The 15,758-nt window shown below is 51.7% G+C and carries 24 protein-coding genes; 18 read left to right on the top strand and 6 right to left on the bottom strand.

Translation table 11 applies throughout. The features are described 5' to 3' along the window. Positions 1 to 6: 6 nt before the first annotated feature. The 12 genes from rpmD (at position 7) to IM317_RS22655 (ending at position 6,290) form a co-directional block, all read left to right on the top strand. Complete coding sequence (gene rpmD / locus IM317_RS22600; RefSeq protein WP_003863301.1) at positions 7 to 186, top strand: 50S ribosomal protein L30; 180 nt, start codon at positions 7 to 9, stop codon at positions 184 to 186. Positions 187 to 189: 3 nt separating this feature from the next. Further along, a complete protein-coding gene (gene rplO, locus IM317_RS22605; RefSeq protein ID WP_003863304.1) occupies positions 190 to 624 on the top strand; it encodes a 50S ribosomal protein L15 in 435 nt (144 codons plus the stop codon). Positions 625 to 631: 7 nt separating this feature from the next. Beyond that, the gene (gene secY / locus IM317_RS22610; protein ID WP_003863305.1) at positions 632 to 1,963 is read left to right on the top strand and encodes a preprotein translocase subunit SecY; all 1,332 of its coding nucleotides are present in this window, start codon (positions 632 to 634) and stop codon (positions 1,961 to 1,963) included. Between the two features lie 31 nt (positions 1,964 to 1,994). Further along, a complete protein-coding gene (rpmJ, locus tag IM317_RS22615; protein WP_000868187.1) occupies positions 1,995 to 2,111 on the top strand; it encodes a 50S ribosomal protein L36 in 117 nt (38 codons plus the stop codon). A 146-nt stretch (positions 2,112 to 2,257) separates the two neighbouring features. Further along, on the top strand, positions 2,258 to 2,614 hold the full coding sequence (gene rpsM / locus IM317_RS22620; RefSeq protein WP_003863308.1) for a 30S ribosomal protein S13: 357 nt from the start codon (positions 2,258 to 2,260) through the stop codon (positions 2,612 to 2,614). A 16-nt stretch (positions 2,615 to 2,630) separates the two neighbouring features. After that, entirely contained in the window at positions 2,631 to 3,020 is a 390-nt protein-coding gene (gene rpsK, locus IM317_RS22625; protein WP_003863312.1) for a 30S ribosomal protein S11, read from the top strand. 33 nt (positions 3,021 to 3,053) lie between these two features. Beyond that, complete coding sequence (gene rpsD, locus IM317_RS22630) at positions 3,054 to 3,674, top strand: 30S ribosomal protein S4 (RefSeq protein ID WP_004868345.1); 621 nt, start codon at positions 3,054 to 3,056, stop codon at positions 3,672 to 3,674. Positions 3,675 to 3,699: 25 nt separating this feature from the next. Beyond that, the gene (locus tag IM317_RS22635) at positions 3,700 to 4,689 is read left to right on the top strand and encodes a DNA-directed RNA polymerase subunit alpha (protein ID WP_002919219.1); all 990 of its coding nucleotides are present in this window, start codon (positions 3,700 to 3,702) and stop codon (positions 4,687 to 4,689) included. A gap of 40 nt (positions 4,690 to 4,729) precedes the next feature. Next, positions 4,730 to 5,113, top strand: coding sequence for a 50S ribosomal protein L17 (gene rplQ / locus IM317_RS22640; RefSeq protein WP_001216368.1), 384 nt, complete (start codon positions 4,730 to 4,732; stop codon positions 5,111 to 5,113). A gap of 107 nt (positions 5,114 to 5,220) precedes the next feature. After that, positions 5,221 to 5,589 carry a DUF1992 domain-containing protein gene (locus tag IM317_RS22645; RefSeq protein WP_033146786.1) on the top strand — a complete coding sequence of 123 codons (369 nt, stop codon included), beginning with the start codon at positions 5,221 to 5,223 and terminating at the stop codon, positions 5,587 to 5,589. Positions 5,590 to 5,591: 2 nt separating this feature from the next. Beyond that, the gene (gene zntR, locus IM317_RS22650) at positions 5,592 to 6,017 is read left to right on the top strand and encodes a Zn(2+)-responsive transcriptional regulator (protein ID WP_029740638.1); all 426 of its coding nucleotides are present in this window, start codon (positions 5,592 to 5,594) and stop codon (positions 6,015 to 6,017) included. 57 nt (positions 6,018 to 6,074) lie between these two features. Next, positions 6,075 to 6,290 carry an alternative ribosome-rescue factor A gene (locus IM317_RS22655; RefSeq protein WP_033146785.1) on the top strand — a complete coding sequence of 72 codons (216 nt, stop codon included), beginning with the start codon at positions 6,075 to 6,077 and terminating at the stop codon, positions 6,288 to 6,290. Here IM317_RS22655 and mscL read toward each other — a convergent pair whose 3' ends face one another. The 5 genes from mscL to def form a co-directional block, all read right to left on the bottom strand. Beyond that, a complete protein-coding gene (mscL, locus tag IM317_RS22660) occupies positions 6,291 to 6,701 on the bottom strand; it encodes a large-conductance mechanosensitive channel protein MscL (protein WP_023309449.1) in 411 nt (136 codons plus the stop codon). Positions 6,702 to 6,847: 146 nt separating this feature from the next. Further along, a complete protein-coding gene (gene trkA / locus IM317_RS22665) occupies positions 6,848 to 8,224 on the bottom strand; it encodes a Trk system potassium transporter TrkA (protein WP_008503482.1) in 1,377 nt (458 codons plus the stop codon). Positions 8,225 to 8,246: 22 nt separating this feature from the next. Further along, positions 8,247 to 9,533 carry a 16S rRNA (cytosine(967)-C(5))-methyltransferase RsmB gene (gene rsmB / locus IM317_RS22670; protein WP_033147082.1) on the bottom strand — a complete coding sequence of 429 codons (1,287 nt, stop codon included), beginning with the start codon at positions 9,531 to 9,533 and terminating at the stop codon, positions 8,247 to 8,249. 52 nt (positions 9,534 to 9,585) lie between these two features. Beyond that, positions 9,586 to 10,533 carry a methionyl-tRNA formyltransferase gene (gene fmt, locus IM317_RS22675; protein WP_033146784.1) on the bottom strand — a complete coding sequence of 316 codons (948 nt, stop codon included), beginning with the start codon at positions 10,531 to 10,533 and terminating at the stop codon, positions 9,586 to 9,588. 25 nt (positions 10,534 to 10,558) lie between these two features. Then, the gene (def, locus tag IM317_RS22680; RefSeq protein WP_006812188.1) at positions 10,559 to 11,068 is read right to left on the bottom strand and encodes a peptide deformylase; all 510 of its coding nucleotides are present in this window, start codon (positions 11,066 to 11,068) and stop codon (positions 10,559 to 10,561) included. Positions 11,069 to 11,195: 127 nt separating this feature from the next. Here def and dprA point away from each other — a divergent pair, with 127 nt between their 5' ends. The 6 genes from dprA to IM317_RS22710 are packed head-to-tail and all read left to right on the top strand — an operon-like array spanning position 11,196 to position 14,979. Then, complete coding sequence (gene dprA / locus IM317_RS22685) at positions 11,196 to 12,320, top strand: DNA-protecting protein DprA (RefSeq protein ID WP_033146783.1); 1,125 nt, start codon at positions 11,196 to 11,198, stop codon at positions 12,318 to 12,320. Continuing rightward, complete coding sequence (gene smg / locus IM317_RS22690; RefSeq protein ID WP_033146782.1) at positions 12,292 to 12,765, top strand: DUF494 family protein Smg; 474 nt, start codon at positions 12,292 to 12,294, stop codon at positions 12,763 to 12,765. Before dprA ends, smg begins: the two co-directional genes overlap by 29 nt. 26 nt (positions 12,766 to 12,791) lie before the next feature. Beyond that, positions 12,792 to 13,346 carry a type I DNA topoisomerase gene (locus tag IM317_RS22695; RefSeq protein WP_023309445.1) on the top strand — a complete coding sequence of 185 codons (555 nt, stop codon included), beginning with the start codon at positions 12,792 to 12,794 and terminating at the stop codon, positions 13,344 to 13,346. Continuing rightward, the gene (gene tsaC, locus IM317_RS22700) at positions 13,339 to 13,911 is read left to right on the top strand and encodes an L-threonylcarbamoyladenylate synthase type 1 TsaC (RefSeq protein WP_033146781.1); all 573 of its coding nucleotides are present in this window, start codon (positions 13,339 to 13,341) and stop codon (positions 13,909 to 13,911) included. The genes IM317_RS22695 and tsaC overlap by 8 nt, the downstream gene beginning before the upstream one ends. Before the next feature lie 4 nt (positions 13,912 to 13,915). Next, positions 13,916 to 14,734: a shikimate dehydrogenase gene (gene aroE / locus IM317_RS22705; protein ID WP_033146780.1), complete on the top strand. Its 819-nt coding sequence runs from the start codon at positions 13,916 to 13,918 to the stop codon at positions 14,732 to 14,734. Then, positions 14,731 to 14,979, top strand: coding sequence for a DUF1488 domain-containing protein (locus IM317_RS22710; RefSeq protein ID WP_033146779.1), 249 nt, complete (start codon positions 14,731 to 14,733; stop codon positions 14,977 to 14,979). The genes aroE and IM317_RS22710 overlap by 4 nt, the downstream gene beginning before the upstream one ends. On the opposite strand, the gene IM317_RS22715 is transcribed toward IM317_RS22710, so the two are convergent. Then, positions 14,955 to 15,509: a gamma carbonic anhydrase family protein gene (locus tag IM317_RS22715; protein WP_033146778.1), complete on the bottom strand. Its 555-nt coding sequence runs from the start codon at positions 15,507 to 15,509 to the stop codon at positions 14,955 to 14,957. The genes IM317_RS22710 and IM317_RS22715 overlap by 25 nt on opposite strands. Between the last annotated feature and the right edge of the window lie 249 nt (positions 15,510 to 15,758).

A 15,758-nucleotide genomic window follows, 5' to 3' on the forward strand; every position in this document is an offset into this window, starting at 1 on the left:
TTGACCATGGCAAAGACTATTAAAATCACTCAAACCCGCAGTGCAATCGGTCGTCTGCCGAAACACAAGGCAACGCTGCTTGGCCTGGGTCTGCGTCGTATTGGTCATACCGTTGAGCGCGAGGATACTCCCGCTGTTCGTGGTATGGTCAACGCGGTTTACTTCATGGTTAAAGTTGAGGAGTAAGAGATGCGTTTAAATACTCTGTCTCCGGCCGAAGGCTCTAAAAAGGCGGGTAAACGCCTGGGTCGTGGTATCGGTTCTGGCCTCGGCAAAACCGGTGGTCGTGGTCACAAAGGTCAGAACTCTCGTTCTGGCGGTGGCGTACGTCGCGGTTTCGAGGGTGGCCAGATGCCACTGTACCGTCGTCTGCCGAAGTTCGGCTTCACCTCTCGCAAAGCAGCGATCACAGCGGAAATCCGTCTGTCTGACCTGGCGAAAGTTGAAGGCGGCGTTGTAGACCTGAACACGCTGAAAGCAGCAAACATTATCGGTATCCAGATCGAGTTCGCGAAAGTGATCCTGGCTGGTGAAGTTTCTACTCCGGTAACTGTTCGTGGCCTGCGTGTTACTAAAGGTGCTCGTGCTGCTATCGAAGCTGCTGGCGGTAAAATTGAGGAATAAGTAGCAGATGGCTAAGCAACCGGGATTAGATTTTCAAAGTGCCAAAGGTGGATTTGGCGAGCTGAAACGCAGACTGCTGTTTGTTATCGGCGCGCTGATTGTGTTCCGTATTGGCTCTTTTATTCCGATCCCTGGTATCGATGCCGCTGTACTTGCCAAACTGCTTGAGCAACAGCGAGGCACCATCATTGAAATGTTCAACATGTTCTCTGGTGGTGCCCTCAGCCGTGCTTCTATCTTTGCATTGGGTATTATGCCGTACATTTCGGCATCTATTATTATCCAGCTGCTGACGGTCGTTCATCCGGCCCTGGCAGAGTTGAAGAAAGAAGGGGAGTCTGGACGTCGTAAGATTAGTCAGTACACCCGTTACGGTACTCTGGTGCTGGCAATATTCCAGTCGATCGGTATTGCTACCGGTCTGCCGAATATGCCTGGTATGCAGGGCCTGGTGTTAAACCCGGGCTTTGCATTCTACTTCACCGCTGTTGTAAGTCTGGTCACAGGGACTATGTTCCTGATGTGGCTCGGCGAACAGATTACTGAGCGTGGTATCGGTAACGGTATCTCTATCATTATCTTCGCCGGTATTGTTGCGGGCCTCCCGCCAGCCATCGCCCATACTATCGAGCAAGCGCGTCAAGGCGACCTGCACTTCCTCCTGTTGCTGTTGGTTGCAGTATTAGTATTTGCAGTGACGTTCTTTGTTGTCTTCGTTGAACGTGGTCAACGCCGCATTGTGGTGAACTACGCTAAACGTCAGCAAGGTCGTCGTGTCTATGCTGCACAGAGCACACATTTACCGCTGAAAGTGAACATGGCGGGGGTTATCCCGGCTATCTTCGCTTCCAGTATTATTCTGTTCCCGGCGACCATCGCGTCATGGTTCGGGGGCGGTACTGGTTGGAACTGGCTGACAACAATTTCGCTGTATTTGCAGCCTGGGCAACCACTTTATGTGTTACTCTATGCGTCTGCGATCATCTTCTTCTGTTTCTTCTACACGGCGTTGGTCTTCAACCCGCGTGAAACAGCAGATAACCTGAAGAAGTCCGGTGCATTTGTACCAGGAATTCGTCCGGGAGAGCAAACGGCGAAGTATATCGATAAAGTAATGACTCGCCTGACTTTGGTTGGTGCGCTTTATATTACTTTTATCTGCCTGATCCCGGAGTTCATGCGTGATGCAATGAAAGTACCGTTCTACTTCGGTGGGACCTCACTGCTTATCGTTGTTGTCGTGATTATGGACTTTATGGCTCAAGTGCAAACTCTGATGATGTCCAGTCAGTACGAGTCTGCATTGAAGAAGGCGAACCTGAAAGGCTACGGCCGCTAAATGGTCGCCTGAGAAGTTACGGAGAGTAAAAATGAAAGTTCGTGCTTCCGTCAAGAAATTATGCCGTAACTGCAAAATCGTTAAGCGTGATGGTGTCATCCGTGTGATTTGCAGTGCCGAGCCGAAGCATAAACAGCGCCAAGGCTGATTATTTCGCATATTTTTCTTGCAAAGTTGGGTTGAGCTGGCTAGATTAGCCAGCCAATCTTTTGTATGTCTGTACGTTTCCATTTGAGTATCCTGAAAACGGGCTTTTCAGCATGGTGCGTACATATTAAATAGTAGGAGTGCATAGTGGCCCGTATAGCAGGCATTAACATTCCTGATCAGAAACATGCTGTGATCGCATTAACTTCGATCTACGGCGTCGGCAAGACCCGTTCTAAAGCCATTCTGGCTGCAGCGGGTATCGCTGAAGATGTTAAGATCAGTGAGCTGTCTGAAGAACAAATCGACACGCTGCGTGACGAAGTTGCCAAATTTGTCGTTGAAGGTGATCTGCGCCGTGAAATCAGCATGAGCATCAAGCGCCTGATGGATCTTGGTTGCTATCGCGGTTTGCGTCATCGTCGTGGTCTGCCAGTGCGCGGTCAGCGTACTAAGACCAACGCACGTACCCGTAAGGGTCCGCGCAAACCGATCAAGAAATAATCGGGGTGATTGAATAATGGCAAAGGCACCAGTTCGTGCACGTAAACGTGTAAGAAAACAAGTCTCTGACGGCGTGGCTCATATCCATGCTTCTTTCAACAACACCATCGTTACTATTACTGATCGTCAGGGTAACGCATTGGGTTGGGCAACAGCCGGTGGTTCCGGTTTCCGTGGTTCTCGCAAATCCACTCCGTTCGCAGCTCAGGTTGCAGCAGAGCGTTGCGCAGAAGCCGTAAAAGAATACGGCATCAAGAATCTGGAAGTTATGGTTAAAGGTCCGGGTCCGGGTCGTGAATCTACTGTTCGCGCTCTGAACGCCGCTGGTTTCCGCATCACGAATATTACTGATGTGACTCCGATCCCTCATAACGGTTGTCGTCCGCCGAAAAAACGTCGCGTATAACGCTCCGTTTTTTAGGTTAGTTGGAGATAGAAAATGGCAAGATATTTGGGTCCTAAGCTCAAGCTGAGCCGTCGTGAGGGCACCGACTTATTCCTTAAGTCTGGCGTTCGCGCGATCGATACCAAGTGTAAAATTGAACAAGCTCCTGGCCAGCACGGTGCGCGTAAACCGCGTCTGTCTGACTATGGTGTGCAGTTGCGTGAAAAGCAAAAAGTTCGCCGTATGTACGGTGTGCTGGAGCGTCAGTTCCGTAACTACTATAAAGAAGCAGCACGTCTGAAAGGCAACACAGGTGAAAACCTGCTGGCTCTGCTGGAAGGTCGTCTGGACAACGTTGTATACCGTATGGGCTTCGGCGCTACTCGTGCTGAATCACGTCAGCTGGTTAGCCACAAAGCAATCATGGTAAACGGTCGTGTTGTTAACATCGCTTCTTATCAGGTTAAAGCGAATGACGTTGTTAGCATTCGTGAGAAAGCGAAAAAGCAATCTCGCGTGAAGGCCGCTCTGGAGCTGGCTGAGCAGCGTGAAAAGCCAACCTGGCTGGAAGTTGATGCTGGCAAGATGGAAGGTACGTTCAAGCGTCAGCCAGAACGTTCTGATCTGTCTGCGGACATTAACGAACACCTGATCGTCGAGCTTTACTCCAAGTAAAGCTTAGTACCAAAGAGAGGACACAATGCAGGGTTCTGTGACAGAGTTTCTAAAACCGCGCCTGGTAGATATCGAGCAAGTGAGTTCGACGCACGCCAAGGTGACCCTTGAGCCTTTAGAGCGTGGCTTTGGCCATACTCTGGGTAACGCACTGCGCCGTATTCTGCTCTCATCGATGCCGGGTTGCGCGGTGACCGAGGTTGAGATTGATGGTGTACTTCATGAGTACAGCACCAAAGAAGGCGTTCAGGAAGATATCCTTGAAATCCTGCTCAACCTGAAAGGGCTGGCGGTGAGAGTTCAGGGTAAAGATGAAGTTATTCTTACTCTGAATAAATCTGGCATTGGCCCTGTGACTGCAGCCGACATCACCCACGACGGTGATGTTGAAATCGTCAAGCCGCAGCACGTGATCTGCCACCTGACCGATGAGAACGCAGCTATTAGCATGCGTATCAAAGTTCAGCGCGGTCGTGGTTATGTGCCGGCTTCTGCCCGAATTCATTCGGAAGAAGATGAGCGCCCAATCGGCCGTCTGCTGGTCGACGCATGCTACAGCCCTGTAGAGCGTATTGCCTACAATGTTGAAGCAGCGCGTGTAGAACAGCGTACCGACCTGGACAAGCTGGTCATCGAAATGGAAACCAACGGCACAATCGATCCTGAAGAGGCGATTCGTCGTGCGGCGACCATCCTGGCAGAACAACTGGAAGCTTTCGTTGACTTACGTGATGTACGTCAGCCGGAAGTGAAAGAAGAGAAACCAGAATTCGATCCGATCCTGCTGCGCCCTGTTGACGATCTCGAATTGACTGTCCGCTCTGCTAACTGCCTCAAGGCAGAAGCTATCCACTATATCGGTGATCTGGTACAGCGTACCGAGGTTGAGTTGCTGAAAACGCCGAACCTGGGTAAAAAATCTCTTACCGAGATTAAAGACGTGCTGGCTTCACGTGGTCTGTCTCTGGGCATGCGCCTGGAAAACTGGCCACCAGCAAGCATTGCTGACGAGTAACCGGATCACAGGTTAAGGTTTTACTGAGAAGGATAAGGTCATGCGCCATCGTAAGAGTGGTCGTCAACTGAACCGCAACAGCAGCCATCGCCAGGCTATGTTCCGCAACATGGCAGGTTCACTGGTTCGTCATGAGATCATCAAGACGACCCTGCCTAAAGCGAAAGAGCTGCGTCGCGTAGTTGAGCCGCTGATTACTCTTGCCAAGACTGACAGCGTTGCTAATCGTCGTCTGGCATTCGCCCGTACTCGTGATAACGAGATCGTGGCAAAACTGTTTAACGAACTGGGCCCGCGTTTCGCGAGCCGTGCCGGTGGTTACACTCGCATTCTGAAGTGTGGTTTCCGTGCAGGCGACAACGCGCCGATGGCTTACATCGAGCTGGTTGATCGTTCAGAGAAAGCAGAAGCTGCTGCAGAGTAATCTGCAGTAACGTAAAAAAACCCGCTCCGGCGGGTTTTTTTATATCCGCGATATCCCCACTTCTCTACAATGTCTGTATCAATTCTGTTCATCTCCTGGAGCTGGTAATGTGGTTGCTCGACCAGTGGGCAGAACGTCATATTCGCGATGCCCAAAAAAAAGGTGAATTCGACGATCTCCCGGGGAGCGGCGAACGCCTTGCGCTTGACGATGACTCGCACATCGCGCCTGAACTACGGGCTGGTTACCGTTTACTGAAAAATGCGGGCTGTCTCCCCCCGGAGCTCGAACAGCGCAGAGAGGCTGTTGAACTGGCCGATCTTCTCAAAGGGATCCGCCATGACGATCCACGACATTCTGAACTTAGCCGCCGCCTCGCCCTGCTTGAACTCAAGCTGCGCCAGGCTGGTATGAACACTGATTTTCTGCGCGGTGAATACGGTGAAAGATTGATGCAGAAAATAAACGAGGAGTAGTTATGTACCGTATCGGTGAACTTGCGAAGCTTGCGAACGTCACGCCGGATACCATCCGATATTACGAAAAGCAGCAGATGATCGATCATGAAGTTCGGACTGAAGGAGGCTTTCGCCTTTATACCGATAACGATCTGCAGCGCCTGCGGTTTATTCGTTATGCGCGTCAGCTCGGTTTTACACTGGATTCGATCCGTGAGTTATTATCGATCCGCATCGATCCGGAACATCACACCTGCCAGGAATCTAAAAGCATCGTGCAGGCCCGGCTGGATGAAGTTGAAGCGCGTATACAGGAACTGCAAACCATGCAGCGCTCTCTGCAAAGGCTTAATGATGCCTGCTGCGGTACGGCCCACAGCAGCATTTACTGTTCAATTCTCGAAGCCCTTGAACAGGGAGCGAGTGGAGAAACGCAGGGCTGTTGATTTTTAGTTCAACCGGGTCTAGACTCGCTTCGTCATAAACCCTGCTCTGGAGACATTATGAGCCGCTATCAGCACACGAAAGGACAAATTAGGGACAATGCCATTGAGGCGTTACTTCACGACCCGTTATTCAGGCAGCGCGTTGAGAAGAATAAAAAAGGGAAAGGAAGTTATCTGCGTAAAGACAAACATGAAAAACGGGGTAACTGGGAGGCCAGTGGCAAGCAAGCGAATCGCTTATTTACCACTGGCCTTCCTGCTTTTATCTGTTGATTAGACGCGGTTATTTTGCTCTTTTAACAGATCGCGGATCTCACTCAACAGCACTTCTTCTTTCGTTGGCGCAGGTGCTGCAGCCGGCTCTTCTTTTTTACGGTTGAGCCTGTTGATCAGCTTGATGGCCATAAATATGGCAAACGCGACAATCACAAAATCAAATACGTTCTGAATAAATACGCCGTAGTGCATCACTACTGCCGGAACATCACCCTGCGCTTCACGCAGCGTGAAAGCGAACTGTTTGAAATCAATGCCGCCGATTAACAACCCTAAAGGTGGCATGATAATGTCGGCCACTAATGATGAAACAATCTTGCCGAATGCCGCACCAATAATGACACCCACTGCCAAATCTACCACGTTCCCGCGCATCGCAAATTCGCGAAATTCTTTAATAAAACTCATTGTTCTCTCCTTGTGCCAGCTGACGAGTTTAAGTTTAACAAATGATTAGCCAATTGCCATTCGGGATAATTAAACATTATGAAAAATAAAAGGCACAGAAATGGAAAGGATAAAGTAAGGGTGCTCTTACTCGAGCACCCAATTCTTTAAAGGAAGAATGGACTTGGCTGGAATAAACGTTCGACGTCGGTAATAAACTTTTTATCGGTAAGGAACATAATAACGTGATCGCCTTGCTCAATTCGTAAATTATCATTGGCAATCATGACATCATTCCCGCGCACAACGGCGCCGATAATCGTGCCTGGCGGCAGTTTAATTTCGTCGATCGAACGGCCGACGACGCGCGACGTCGTTTCATCTCCATGAGCAACGGCTTCAATGGCTTCCGCTACGCCACGGCGGAGCGATGACACACCGACAATATCCGCTTTACGAACATGGCTCAGGAGCGCGGAAATTGTCGCCTGCTGAGGGGAAATAGCAATATCAATAACGCTACCCTGAACCAGATCGACATACGCCTTGCGCTGAATAAGCACCATGACTTTTTTTGCCCCCATGCGCTTCGCGAGCATGGCGGACATTATATTCGCCTCGTCGTCGTTGGTGACGGCAATAAAGAGATCAACCTGATCAATATGCTCTTCAGCCAGTAGCTCCTGATCCGACGCATCACCATAAAATACGATCGTATTTTGCAGTTTTTCCGCCAGTTCAGCAGCACGCTGTTGATCGCGCTCGATCAACTTCACGCTGTAATCTTTTTCCAGCCGATGTGCCAGACCGGCACCGATATTGCCACCGCCGACCAGCATAATGCGCTTATAGGGTTTTTCGAGACGCTGAAGTTCACTCATCACCGCACGAATATGCTGTGAGGCCGCAATAAAGAAGACCTCATCACCGGCTTCGACAATCGTGGAGCCTTGCGGGCGAATTGGCCTGTCGTGACGGAAAATCGCTGCGACGCGCGTATCGATATGCGGCATGTGCTCGCGCATGGTAGAAAGCGCATTGCCGATCAATGGTCCGCCGTAATAGGCCTTAACTACTGCCAGGCTCACTTTGCCCTCGGCAAAGTTCACTACCTGCAGGGCGCCCGGATATTCGATCAGGCGATAGATATTGTCGATAACCAGCTGTTCTGGCGCGATGAGGTGGTCAATGGGGACCGCTTCGGAATTAAACAGTTTTTCAGCATCGCGAACATAGTCCGGAGAGCGAATGCGCGCAATTCGGTTTGGCGTGTTGAAAAGCGAGTAGGCCACCTGACAGGCCACCATATTGGTTTCGTCCGAACTGGTTACCGCAACCAGCATGTCGGCATCGTCGGCGCCCGCCTCACGAAGAACGCGTGGGTGCGAACCATGACCCTGCACCACGCGCAGGTCAAACTTGTCCTGTAAGACACGCAGACGATCGCCGTTGGTATCAACAATTGTGATGTCGTTGTTTTCGCCAACCAGGTTTTCCGCCAGCGTTCCGCCCACCTGTCCTGCACCCAGAATGATAATCTTCATATCTCGTGACCTGTTCTCAACATCACTCTTTGATTAGCTTAGCGTAAAAGAAGCCATCACCCTCTTCAGCACCCGGCAGGTTCTGCAGACCCGGGGATTCAGGCGTTCCCGTATCGCGCAGCGCGGCGTCCGGGGTACGTTTAAGGAAGGCCGCGATTTGCTGGCTGTTTTCTTCCGGCAGCACGGAGCAGGTTGCATAGACCAGCGTTCCACCAGGCTTAAGATGCGGCCAAATGGCGTCGAGAATGTCGGATTGCAGTTGGGCAAGTTCCTTAATATCACGATCGCGGCGTAGCCACTTGATGTCAGGATGACGACGAATAACACCGGTTGCAGAGCAGGGAGCATCCAGCAAAATGCGATCGAACTGGGTTTCACCACACCATTCTGCGGGTTTGCGTCCATCGCCCTGCTTAACCTGAGCCTTCATGCCAAGACGCTTGAGGTTGTCGTAGACGCGTGAGAGACGCTGTTCATCGACGTCCACAGCCATCACGCTGGCCTGCGGAGCTACTTCCAGAATATGCGTCGTTTTGCCCCCAGGCGCGGCGCACAGATCGAGGATCTGCTCACCATTTTTGGGTTCAAGCCAGGTCATGCAACCCTGAGCCGAGGCATCCTGTACGGTTACCCAGCCTTCATCAAAACCGGGTAATGCATGTACCGGTGCCGGTGAGGCCAGACGTACAGCATCCGGATAGGCTTGATGCGGGAATCCACTCATTCCAGCTTCTTCAAGTAATGCCAGCCATGCGTCACGAGTGTGGTGATTACGATTCACGCGTAGCCACATTGGCGGGCGCTGGTTGTTGGCATCGGCAATCTCCTGCCACTGCTGTGGATAAGCTTTTTTCAGGCGCCTCAACAGCCAGTCCGGGTGCAGAAAACGTGCTTCGCTTTGGGTAAATTCAGCCAGAAGCTCTTCCTGCTGTCTCTGGAACTGACGCAGTACGCCGTTGATCAGACCTTTCAGCTGAGGGCGTTTAATCGCAACGGCGCCTTCAACCGTCTCAGCCAGCGCGGCATGAGGTGGGATGCGGGTATGAAGAAGCTGATAAAAACCCACCATAATCAAATAGTGTACGGTGCGTTGCTTGCCTGTCATTGGGCGTGACATCAGCTTGTTAATCAACCACTCAAGCTGAGAAAGCGTGCGCAGAACGCCAAAGCAGAGCTCCTGAAGCAGGGCTTTGTCTTTATCCGATACTTTTTGTTGCAGGGGAGGCAGGACGTTACTTAGTGACTGGCCCTGCTCGATAACCTGCTCAACGGCCTGAGCCGCCATACTGCGTAGATTTTGTTTTTTCATAACCGTAAAAATAAAAATGCCCGGAAACACCGGGCCTTAAGGATAGATTTGCTCAGGCAAGACGATTGCCCGGAATAAACCATTCGCGACGGGAATTTAACAGATCCTGAGCGCTCATGGCCTTCTTACCGGCCGGTTGTAGCGATTCAAGATTGAGGATCCCTTGCCCAGTCGCCACCTGAATTCCGTTCTTGTTGGCGTCAACAATCGTACCGGGTTCAGCCGTGGTAGTACCGCTAATGACGGAAGCTTTCCAGACTTTCACCGGCTGCTCATCAATCTCCGTCCAGCTCATTGGCCACGGATTAAAAGCGCGAATGCAGCGTTCAAGCTGCGCGGCTGACAGGGACCAGTCTATCCGCGCTTCTTCTTTGCTCAGTTTTTCGGCATAAGTCACCAGCGCGTCATCCTGAACTTCCGGTTTCGCCGTATTGTCAGCAAGCTGCTGGAGCGTCTCGATAAGCCCTTGTGGGCCAAGGTCTGCCAGTTTGTCATACAGCGTAGCGCTGGTATCGTCTGACGTTATGGGGCACGCCAGTTTATACAGCATATCGCCGGTGTCTAAACCTACGTCCATCTTCATAATGGTAACGCCCGTTTCGGCATCACCTGCCCACAGCGAGCGCTGGATAGGTGCAGCACCACGCCAGCGCGGAAGCAGAGACCCGTGCACGTTGATGCACCCCAGGCGAGGCATATCGAGCACAGCTTTCGGCAGAATTAAACCGTAAGCCACCACCACCATTACGTCGGCATTCAGGTCAGCAACCAGCTGCTGATTTTCCTGTGGGCGTAACGATGCGGGCTGGAAAACGGGTAGCCCATGCTCTTCTGCCAGCACCTTTACCGGGCTCGGCATCAGTTTTTTACCGCGACCTGCCGGACGGTCAGGCTGGGTAAAGACGCCAACAACCTGGTGACCAGAAGATAACAGCGCGTCAAGATGACGCGCTGCAAAATCAGGGGTTCCCGCGAAGATAATACGTAGTGTTTTAGACACGATGATCCTTGTATCCGGGGGGACGTTATGCGCGAGAACGCAAACGATCCAGTTTCTCTACTTTTTGACGAATACGCTGCTGTTTCAGCGGCGAGAGATAATCGATAAACAGTTTACCGACCAGGTGATCCATCTCATGCTGAATACAAATCGCCAGCAGGTCGTCTGCTTCCAGTTCGAACGGGTTACCGTCACGATCCAGCGCGCGAATTTTCACCTTTTCGGCACGCGGTACTAAAGCGCGCTGTTCAGGAATGGACAGACAGCCTTCCTCAATACCGGTTTCGCCACTCTTTTCGAGCAGCTCAGGGTTGATCAGCACCAGACGCTCATCGCGATTTTCGGAAACATCAATCACGATAATACGCTTATGAATATCCACCTGCGTCGCCGCCAGGCCAATACCTTCTTCGGCGTACATGGTATCGAACATATCATCAACGATACGCTGGATTTCTGCATTCACTTCTTTGACCGGTTCAGCGACGATGCGAAGGCGCTCGTCCGGAATATGTAACACTTGCAAAACTGCCATAAATTTCCAGAGTCGTGTTCAGGAGTTGATAAGAATACTCTCTCTATTCTAGACAAATCCCCCATCGATTGACAGCATCAGTGACCAATCGCAATGATTGCGGAGGCCGCTTATGGCAGGGGAAAGGATGACGTCTACCGAGATATGGCTACGGCTAGTACACACTGGGTCTCTGTGTGGTGATGTAATGCTGGAAGCGGCTGCGCGACTGCAGAAGCTGGAACACCTCAACGTGCTCGTGGTCAGAGAGGCCGGGCTGACAGCAAAGCAGGCTGAACGGTTCTTTGCACTCGATGAGAGCGAGCTGGAACGTAGTCTTGTGTGGCTTGAGCAGCCGGGACATCATTTATTAACGCCCAACCATCCTCTATATCCCCCTTTGCTCCGCACGATCCCTGATTATCCCGGGGCGTTATTCATAAAAGGTAATCCTGAGGCGCTTAATACCATTCAGCTGGCGGTGGTAGGTAGTCGTGCGCCGTCATGGTACGGCGAGCGATGGGGGAAAATCCTGTGCGAACAACTTTCTCAAAGCGGTTTCACGATCACCAGCGGGCTGGCCTGCGGTATTGACGGCGTAGCCCACAGCGCGGCGCTGTCAGTTAAGGGACGAAGTGTAGCGGTGCTGGGGAACGGTCTTTTTAGCATTTATCCGCGCCGGCATCAGGCACTGGCGATGCGGCTTATTGAATCTGACGGCGCGATAGTGTCTGAGTTTCCGCTTTCCGCACAGCCCAGGCCGGCAAACTTTCCGCGTCGGAATCGGATTATCAGCGGGCTCAGCAAAGGTGTGCTGGTGGTTGAAGCGGCGCGCCGAAGCGGTTCGCTGGTCACGGCGCGATGCGCGCTCGAACAGGGAAGAGAAGTCTTCGCCTTGCCTGGACCGATAGGTAATCCCGGATGCGAGGGGCCCCACTGGCTGATTAAGCAAGGGGCAACGCCGGTAACGGAAGTAGGAGATATTCTTGAAAATTTGCAATATGGGTTGCAATGGCTGCAGGAAGATCCCGAAAAGCGACAATATTCATCAGATCAGGGAAAGGTGGCATTGCCATTTCCCAAGCTCCTGGCTAACGTAGGAGATGAGGTAACACCTGTTGACGTTGTCGCTGAACGTGCCGGCCAACCTGTGCCAGTAACGGTAGCACAGCTACTCGAACTGGAGTTAGCAGGGTGGATCGCAGCTGTACCCGGCGGCTATGTCCGATTAAGGAGGGCATGCCATGTTCGACGTACTGATGTATTTGTTTGAGACTTACATCCATAAAGAAGCAGAAATGCGAGTGGATCAGGACAAATTGACACAGGATCTTACCGATGCGGGGTTTGAGCGGGAAGATATCTATAATGCGTTGATGTGGCTGGAAAAACTGGCTGATTATCAGGAAGGCCTCGCCGAACCGATGCAGCTTGCTTCTGACCCATTGTCAGTACGCATTTATACAGCGGAAGAGTGTGAAAGGCTGGACGCCAGCTGCCGGGGGTTCATCTTATTCCTTGAGCAGATTCAGGTGCTGAACCTCGAAACGAGAGAAATGGTGATAGAGCGCGTCATGGCGCTGGATACAGCAGAATTTGAACTGGAAGATCTCAAGTGGGTGATCCTGATGGTTCTGTTTAATATCCCGGGCTGTGAAAACGCCTATCAGCAAATGGAAGAATTACTCTTTGAAGTGAATGAAGGTATGCTGCACTAATTCAATGTGCAGCACCAAGAGTTGTTATGGCCAAATCAGCACTATTCACGGTGCATAAAAACGAGCCCTGCCCGCAGTGCGGGGCTGAACTTGTTATTCGGTCCGGGAAACACGGCCCGTTTCTCGGTTGTTCACACTATCCGGAATGTGATTATGTCCGTCCCCTGAAAAGCCAGGCGGATGGACATATCGTTAAAATTCTGGAGGGTCAGTATTGCCCACTCTGCGGTGGTGAATTAGCCCTGCGGCAGGGGCGATTCGGCATGTTTATTGGATGTAGCCGCTACCCGGAATGTGAGCATACGGAACAAATTGATAAGCCTGATGAAACGGCCATTGCGTGCCCTCAGTGTCAGCGCGGTCAGTTGGTACAGCGCCGTTCCCGTTATGGTAAGACTTTCCATTCGTGCGATCGCTACCCTGAATGCCAGTTCGTTATCAATTTTAAACCGGTAGCGGGAACCTGCCCTCATTGCAATTATCCGCTACTTATAGAGAAGAAAACCGCGCAAGGCATGAAACGCTTCTGCGCCAGTAAACAATGTGGAAAGCCGGTTACGGCGGATCAAAATAGTGAATAATAACCTGCCATCAGGCTCCATTGCGCATGCTGTGGACGTACTGAAAAAAGAAGAAGTCATCGCCTATCCAACTGAAGCTGTTTTTGGAGTCGGTTGCGATCCTGACAGCGAGACGGCCGTAAGCCGACTGCTTGCCTTAAAACAAAGACCCGTCGAGAAAGGGCTGATTTTGATCGCTGCGAATTATGAGCAGCTTAAACCCTATATCGATGACTCCATGCTGACGCCGGCGCAGCGCGAGACTATCTTCTCCGCGTGGCCTGGCCCGGTAACCTTCGTTTTCCCGGCGCAGCCGACTACGCCTCGCTGGTTAACCGGACGTTTTGATTCCCTCGCCGTTCGCGTAACTGACCATCCGCTGGTGGTTGAACTTTGCCTGGCATTTGGTAAACCGCTGGTCTCAACCAGCGCCAACCTGACCGGATTGCCACCTTGTCGGACAACCGAAGAAGTACTGGCGCAGTTCGGGAATGACTTCCCAGTCGCTGTCGGTGAAACGGGAGGGCGCCTGAATCCGTCTGAAATTCGCGACGCCTTGACCGGCGAACGTTTTCGCCAGGGGTAATCTCATGGAAACCTATGCTGTTTTTGGTAATCCGATTGCACACAGCAAGTCACCGTTGATTCATCAGCAATTTGCGAAGCAGCTGCAGATAAATCATCCCTATGGTCGCGTACTGGCCCCGGTGGATGCATTTATTCCAACGCTGGAGGCTTTTTTCGCCGCGGGCGGTAAAGGCGCGAATGTGACGGTTCCTTTTAAAGAGGAAGCCTTTGAACGTGCGGATGAACTGACCGAGCGCGCTTCACTGGCTGGTGCAGTCAATACCCTAAAACGGCTTGAGGATGGGCGCCTTTTGGGTGACAACACCGACGGAATTGGTTTACTTAGCGATCTGGAACGACTGTCGTTTATTAAGCCCGGGTTTCGGGTCCTGCTGATTGGTGCGGGTGGCGCATCGCGGGGAGTACTGTTGCCTCTGCTTTCACTGGACTGTGCGGTGACCATTACCAACAGAACCTTTTCCCGCGCGGAAGCGCTGGCGGCGTTGTTTGAGCATACCGGCAGCGTGAGCGCGGTAGCGCTTGACGATCTTGCCGATCGTGAGTTCGATCTTGTCATCAATGCCACGTCCAGCGGCATCAATGGCGAGATCCCGTTAATTCCTGCTTCTCTGGTCAGCGCGCATATGTACTTCTATGACATGTTTTATCAGAAAGGGAAAACGCCTTTCCTTAACTGGTGTGAACAACACGGCGCGAAGCAGTTAGCCGATGGACTGGGAATGCTGGTGGGTCAGGCCGCGCATGCGGTGCTGCTCTGGCATGGCGTGTTGCCTGCGGTCGAACCTGTCATTGAAAAGTTAAAGCAGGAGCTTTCGGCGTGAACCAGGCTATCCATTTCCCGGACAGAGAGAACTGGGATGAGACTAAACAAGCGGTCTGTTTTCCGGTGCTGGTGCAGGGGATGCAACTTACCTGTGCCATTCATGGGGAGACGCTGTTGCGCCGTTTTGGCGGTTCAGACCCGATAGCGATATTTTGTGAAAATCGCTGGGATCTGGAAGAGGAAGCCAGCGATTTAATCCGCGAACAGCAGGAAGACGATCAGGGCTGGGTTTGGTTGTCCTGATCCAAATAGTCATTCTTCCAGTTAACGTAGTTGTTCGCCGAGTATTTTAATCCTTCGATCTCCGCCTCCTTCAGGGGGCGGATCTGTTTTACCGGGCTTCCCAGATAGAGATAGCCACTCTCCAGCCGTTTGTTCTGCGGGACCAGGCTACCGGCACCAATCATTACGTCATCTTCTACTATGACGCCATCCAGCAAAATCGACCCCATGCCAACAAGTACGCGATTCCCGATAATGCAGCCGTGAAGCATCACCTTATGGCCGACGGTAACCTCTTCTCCAATGATGAGGGGATTACCGTCCGGGTTATAGGAGGATTTGTGCGTGACATGCAGAACGCTGCCGTCCTGAATATTGGTACGGGCGCCAATCGACACATAGTTAACATCTCCCCTGATGGCGACGAGGGGCCAGATGCTGACATCATCGGCCATTCGGACATCGCCGAACACCACGCTGCTGGCATCGATCATCACGCGATCGCCTTTTTGGGGGAACAGATCTTTATAAGGACGTAATACTGCGGGCATATCTACCTCTAACAATGAGCGCTATACAGAAGACTTTGATCATATTAATGGATCGCGGCAAGGCAAAATACGTCAATATTTAAGCAGATCGGGCGGGATTTCAGCGAAAAGCGCGGAAAATCAGCAGTCGGAAAAAAAGATCTAAAAAATACTTGTGCTAAAAAATGGGATCCCTATAATGCGCCTCCATCGACACGGCGGATGTGAATCACTTCACAGACAACGCGGTCGGTTGAAGAGAAAAATTCT

Origin of the sequence: Enterobacter cloacae complex sp. S3, assembly GCF_014930495.1 — a bacterium.
Classification (GTDB): domain Bacteria; phylum Pseudomonadota; class Gammaproteobacteria; order Enterobacterales; family Enterobacteriaceae; genus Enterobacter; species Enterobacter asburiae_B.

What these genes read in the sequence shown, in the direction of transcription:
- aroE (WP_033146780.1), top strand. Translation starts at nt 13,916, where the DNA reads ATGGAAACCTATGCTGTTTTTGGTAATCCGATTGCACACAGCAAGTCA.
- IM317_RS22655 (WP_033146785.1), top strand. Translation starts at nt 6,075, where the DNA reads ATGAGCCGCTATCAGCACACGAAAGGACAAATTAGGGACAATGCCATT.
- trkA (WP_008503482.1), bottom strand. Translation starts at nt 8,224, where the DNA reads ATGAAGATTATCATTCTGGGTGCAGGACAGGTGGGCGGAACGCTGGCG.
- zntR (WP_029740638.1), top strand. Translation starts at nt 5,592, where the DNA reads ATGTACCGTATCGGTGAACTTGCGAAGCTTGCGAACGTCACGCCGGAT.
- rpmD (WP_003863301.1), top strand. Translation starts at nt 7, where the DNA reads ATGGCAAAGACTATTAAAATCACTCAAACCCGCAGTGCAATCGGTCGT.
- rpsD (WP_004868345.1), top strand. Translation starts at nt 3,054, where the DNA reads ATGGCAAGATATTTGGGTCCTAAGCTCAAGCTGAGCCGTCGTGAGGGC.
- rsmB (WP_033147082.1), bottom strand. Translation starts at nt 9,533, where the DNA reads ATGAAAAAACAAAATCTACGCAGTATGGCGGCTCAGGCCGTTGAGCAG.
- smg (WP_033146782.1), top strand. Translation starts at nt 12,292, where the DNA reads ATGTTCGACGTACTGATGTATTTGTTTGAGACTTACATCCATAAAGAA.
- IM317_RS22635 (WP_002919219.1), top strand. Translation starts at nt 3,700, where the DNA reads ATGCAGGGTTCTGTGACAGAGTTTCTAAAACCGCGCCTGGTAGATATC.
- IM317_RS22695 (WP_023309445.1), top strand. Translation starts at nt 12,792, where the DNA reads ATGGCCAAATCAGCACTATTCACGGTGCATAAAAACGAGCCCTGCCCG.
- rplO (WP_003863304.1), top strand. Translation starts at nt 190, where the DNA reads ATGCGTTTAAATACTCTGTCTCCGGCCGAAGGCTCTAAAAAGGCGGGT.
- IM317_RS22645 (WP_033146786.1), top strand. Translation starts at nt 5,221, where the DNA reads ATGTGGTTGCTCGACCAGTGGGCAGAACGTCATATTCGCGATGCCCAA.
- mscL (WP_023309449.1), bottom strand. Translation starts at nt 6,701, where the DNA reads ATGAGTTTTATTAAAGAATTTCGCGAATTTGCGATGCGCGGGAACGTG.
- IM317_RS22715 (WP_033146778.1), bottom strand. Translation starts at nt 15,509, where the DNA reads ATGCCCGCAGTATTACGTCCTTATAAAGATCTGTTCCCCCAAAAAGGC.
- secY (WP_003863305.1), top strand. Translation starts at nt 632, where the DNA reads ATGGCTAAGCAACCGGGATTAGATTTTCAAAGTGCCAAAGGTGGATTT.
- rplQ (WP_001216368.1), top strand. Translation starts at nt 4,730, where the DNA reads ATGCGCCATCGTAAGAGTGGTCGTCAACTGAACCGCAACAGCAGCCAT.
- rpmJ (WP_000868187.1), top strand. Translation starts at nt 1,995, where the DNA reads ATGAAAGTTCGTGCTTCCGTCAAGAAATTATGCCGTAACTGCAAAATC.
- rpsK (WP_003863312.1), top strand. Translation starts at nt 2,631, where the DNA reads ATGGCAAAGGCACCAGTTCGTGCACGTAAACGTGTAAGAAAACAAGTC.
- def (WP_006812188.1), bottom strand. Translation starts at nt 11,068, where the DNA reads ATGGCAGTTTTGCAAGTGTTACATATTCCGGACGAGCGCCTTCGCATC.
- dprA (WP_033146783.1), top strand. Translation starts at nt 11,196, where the DNA reads ATGACGTCTACCGAGATATGGCTACGGCTAGTACACACTGGGTCTCTG.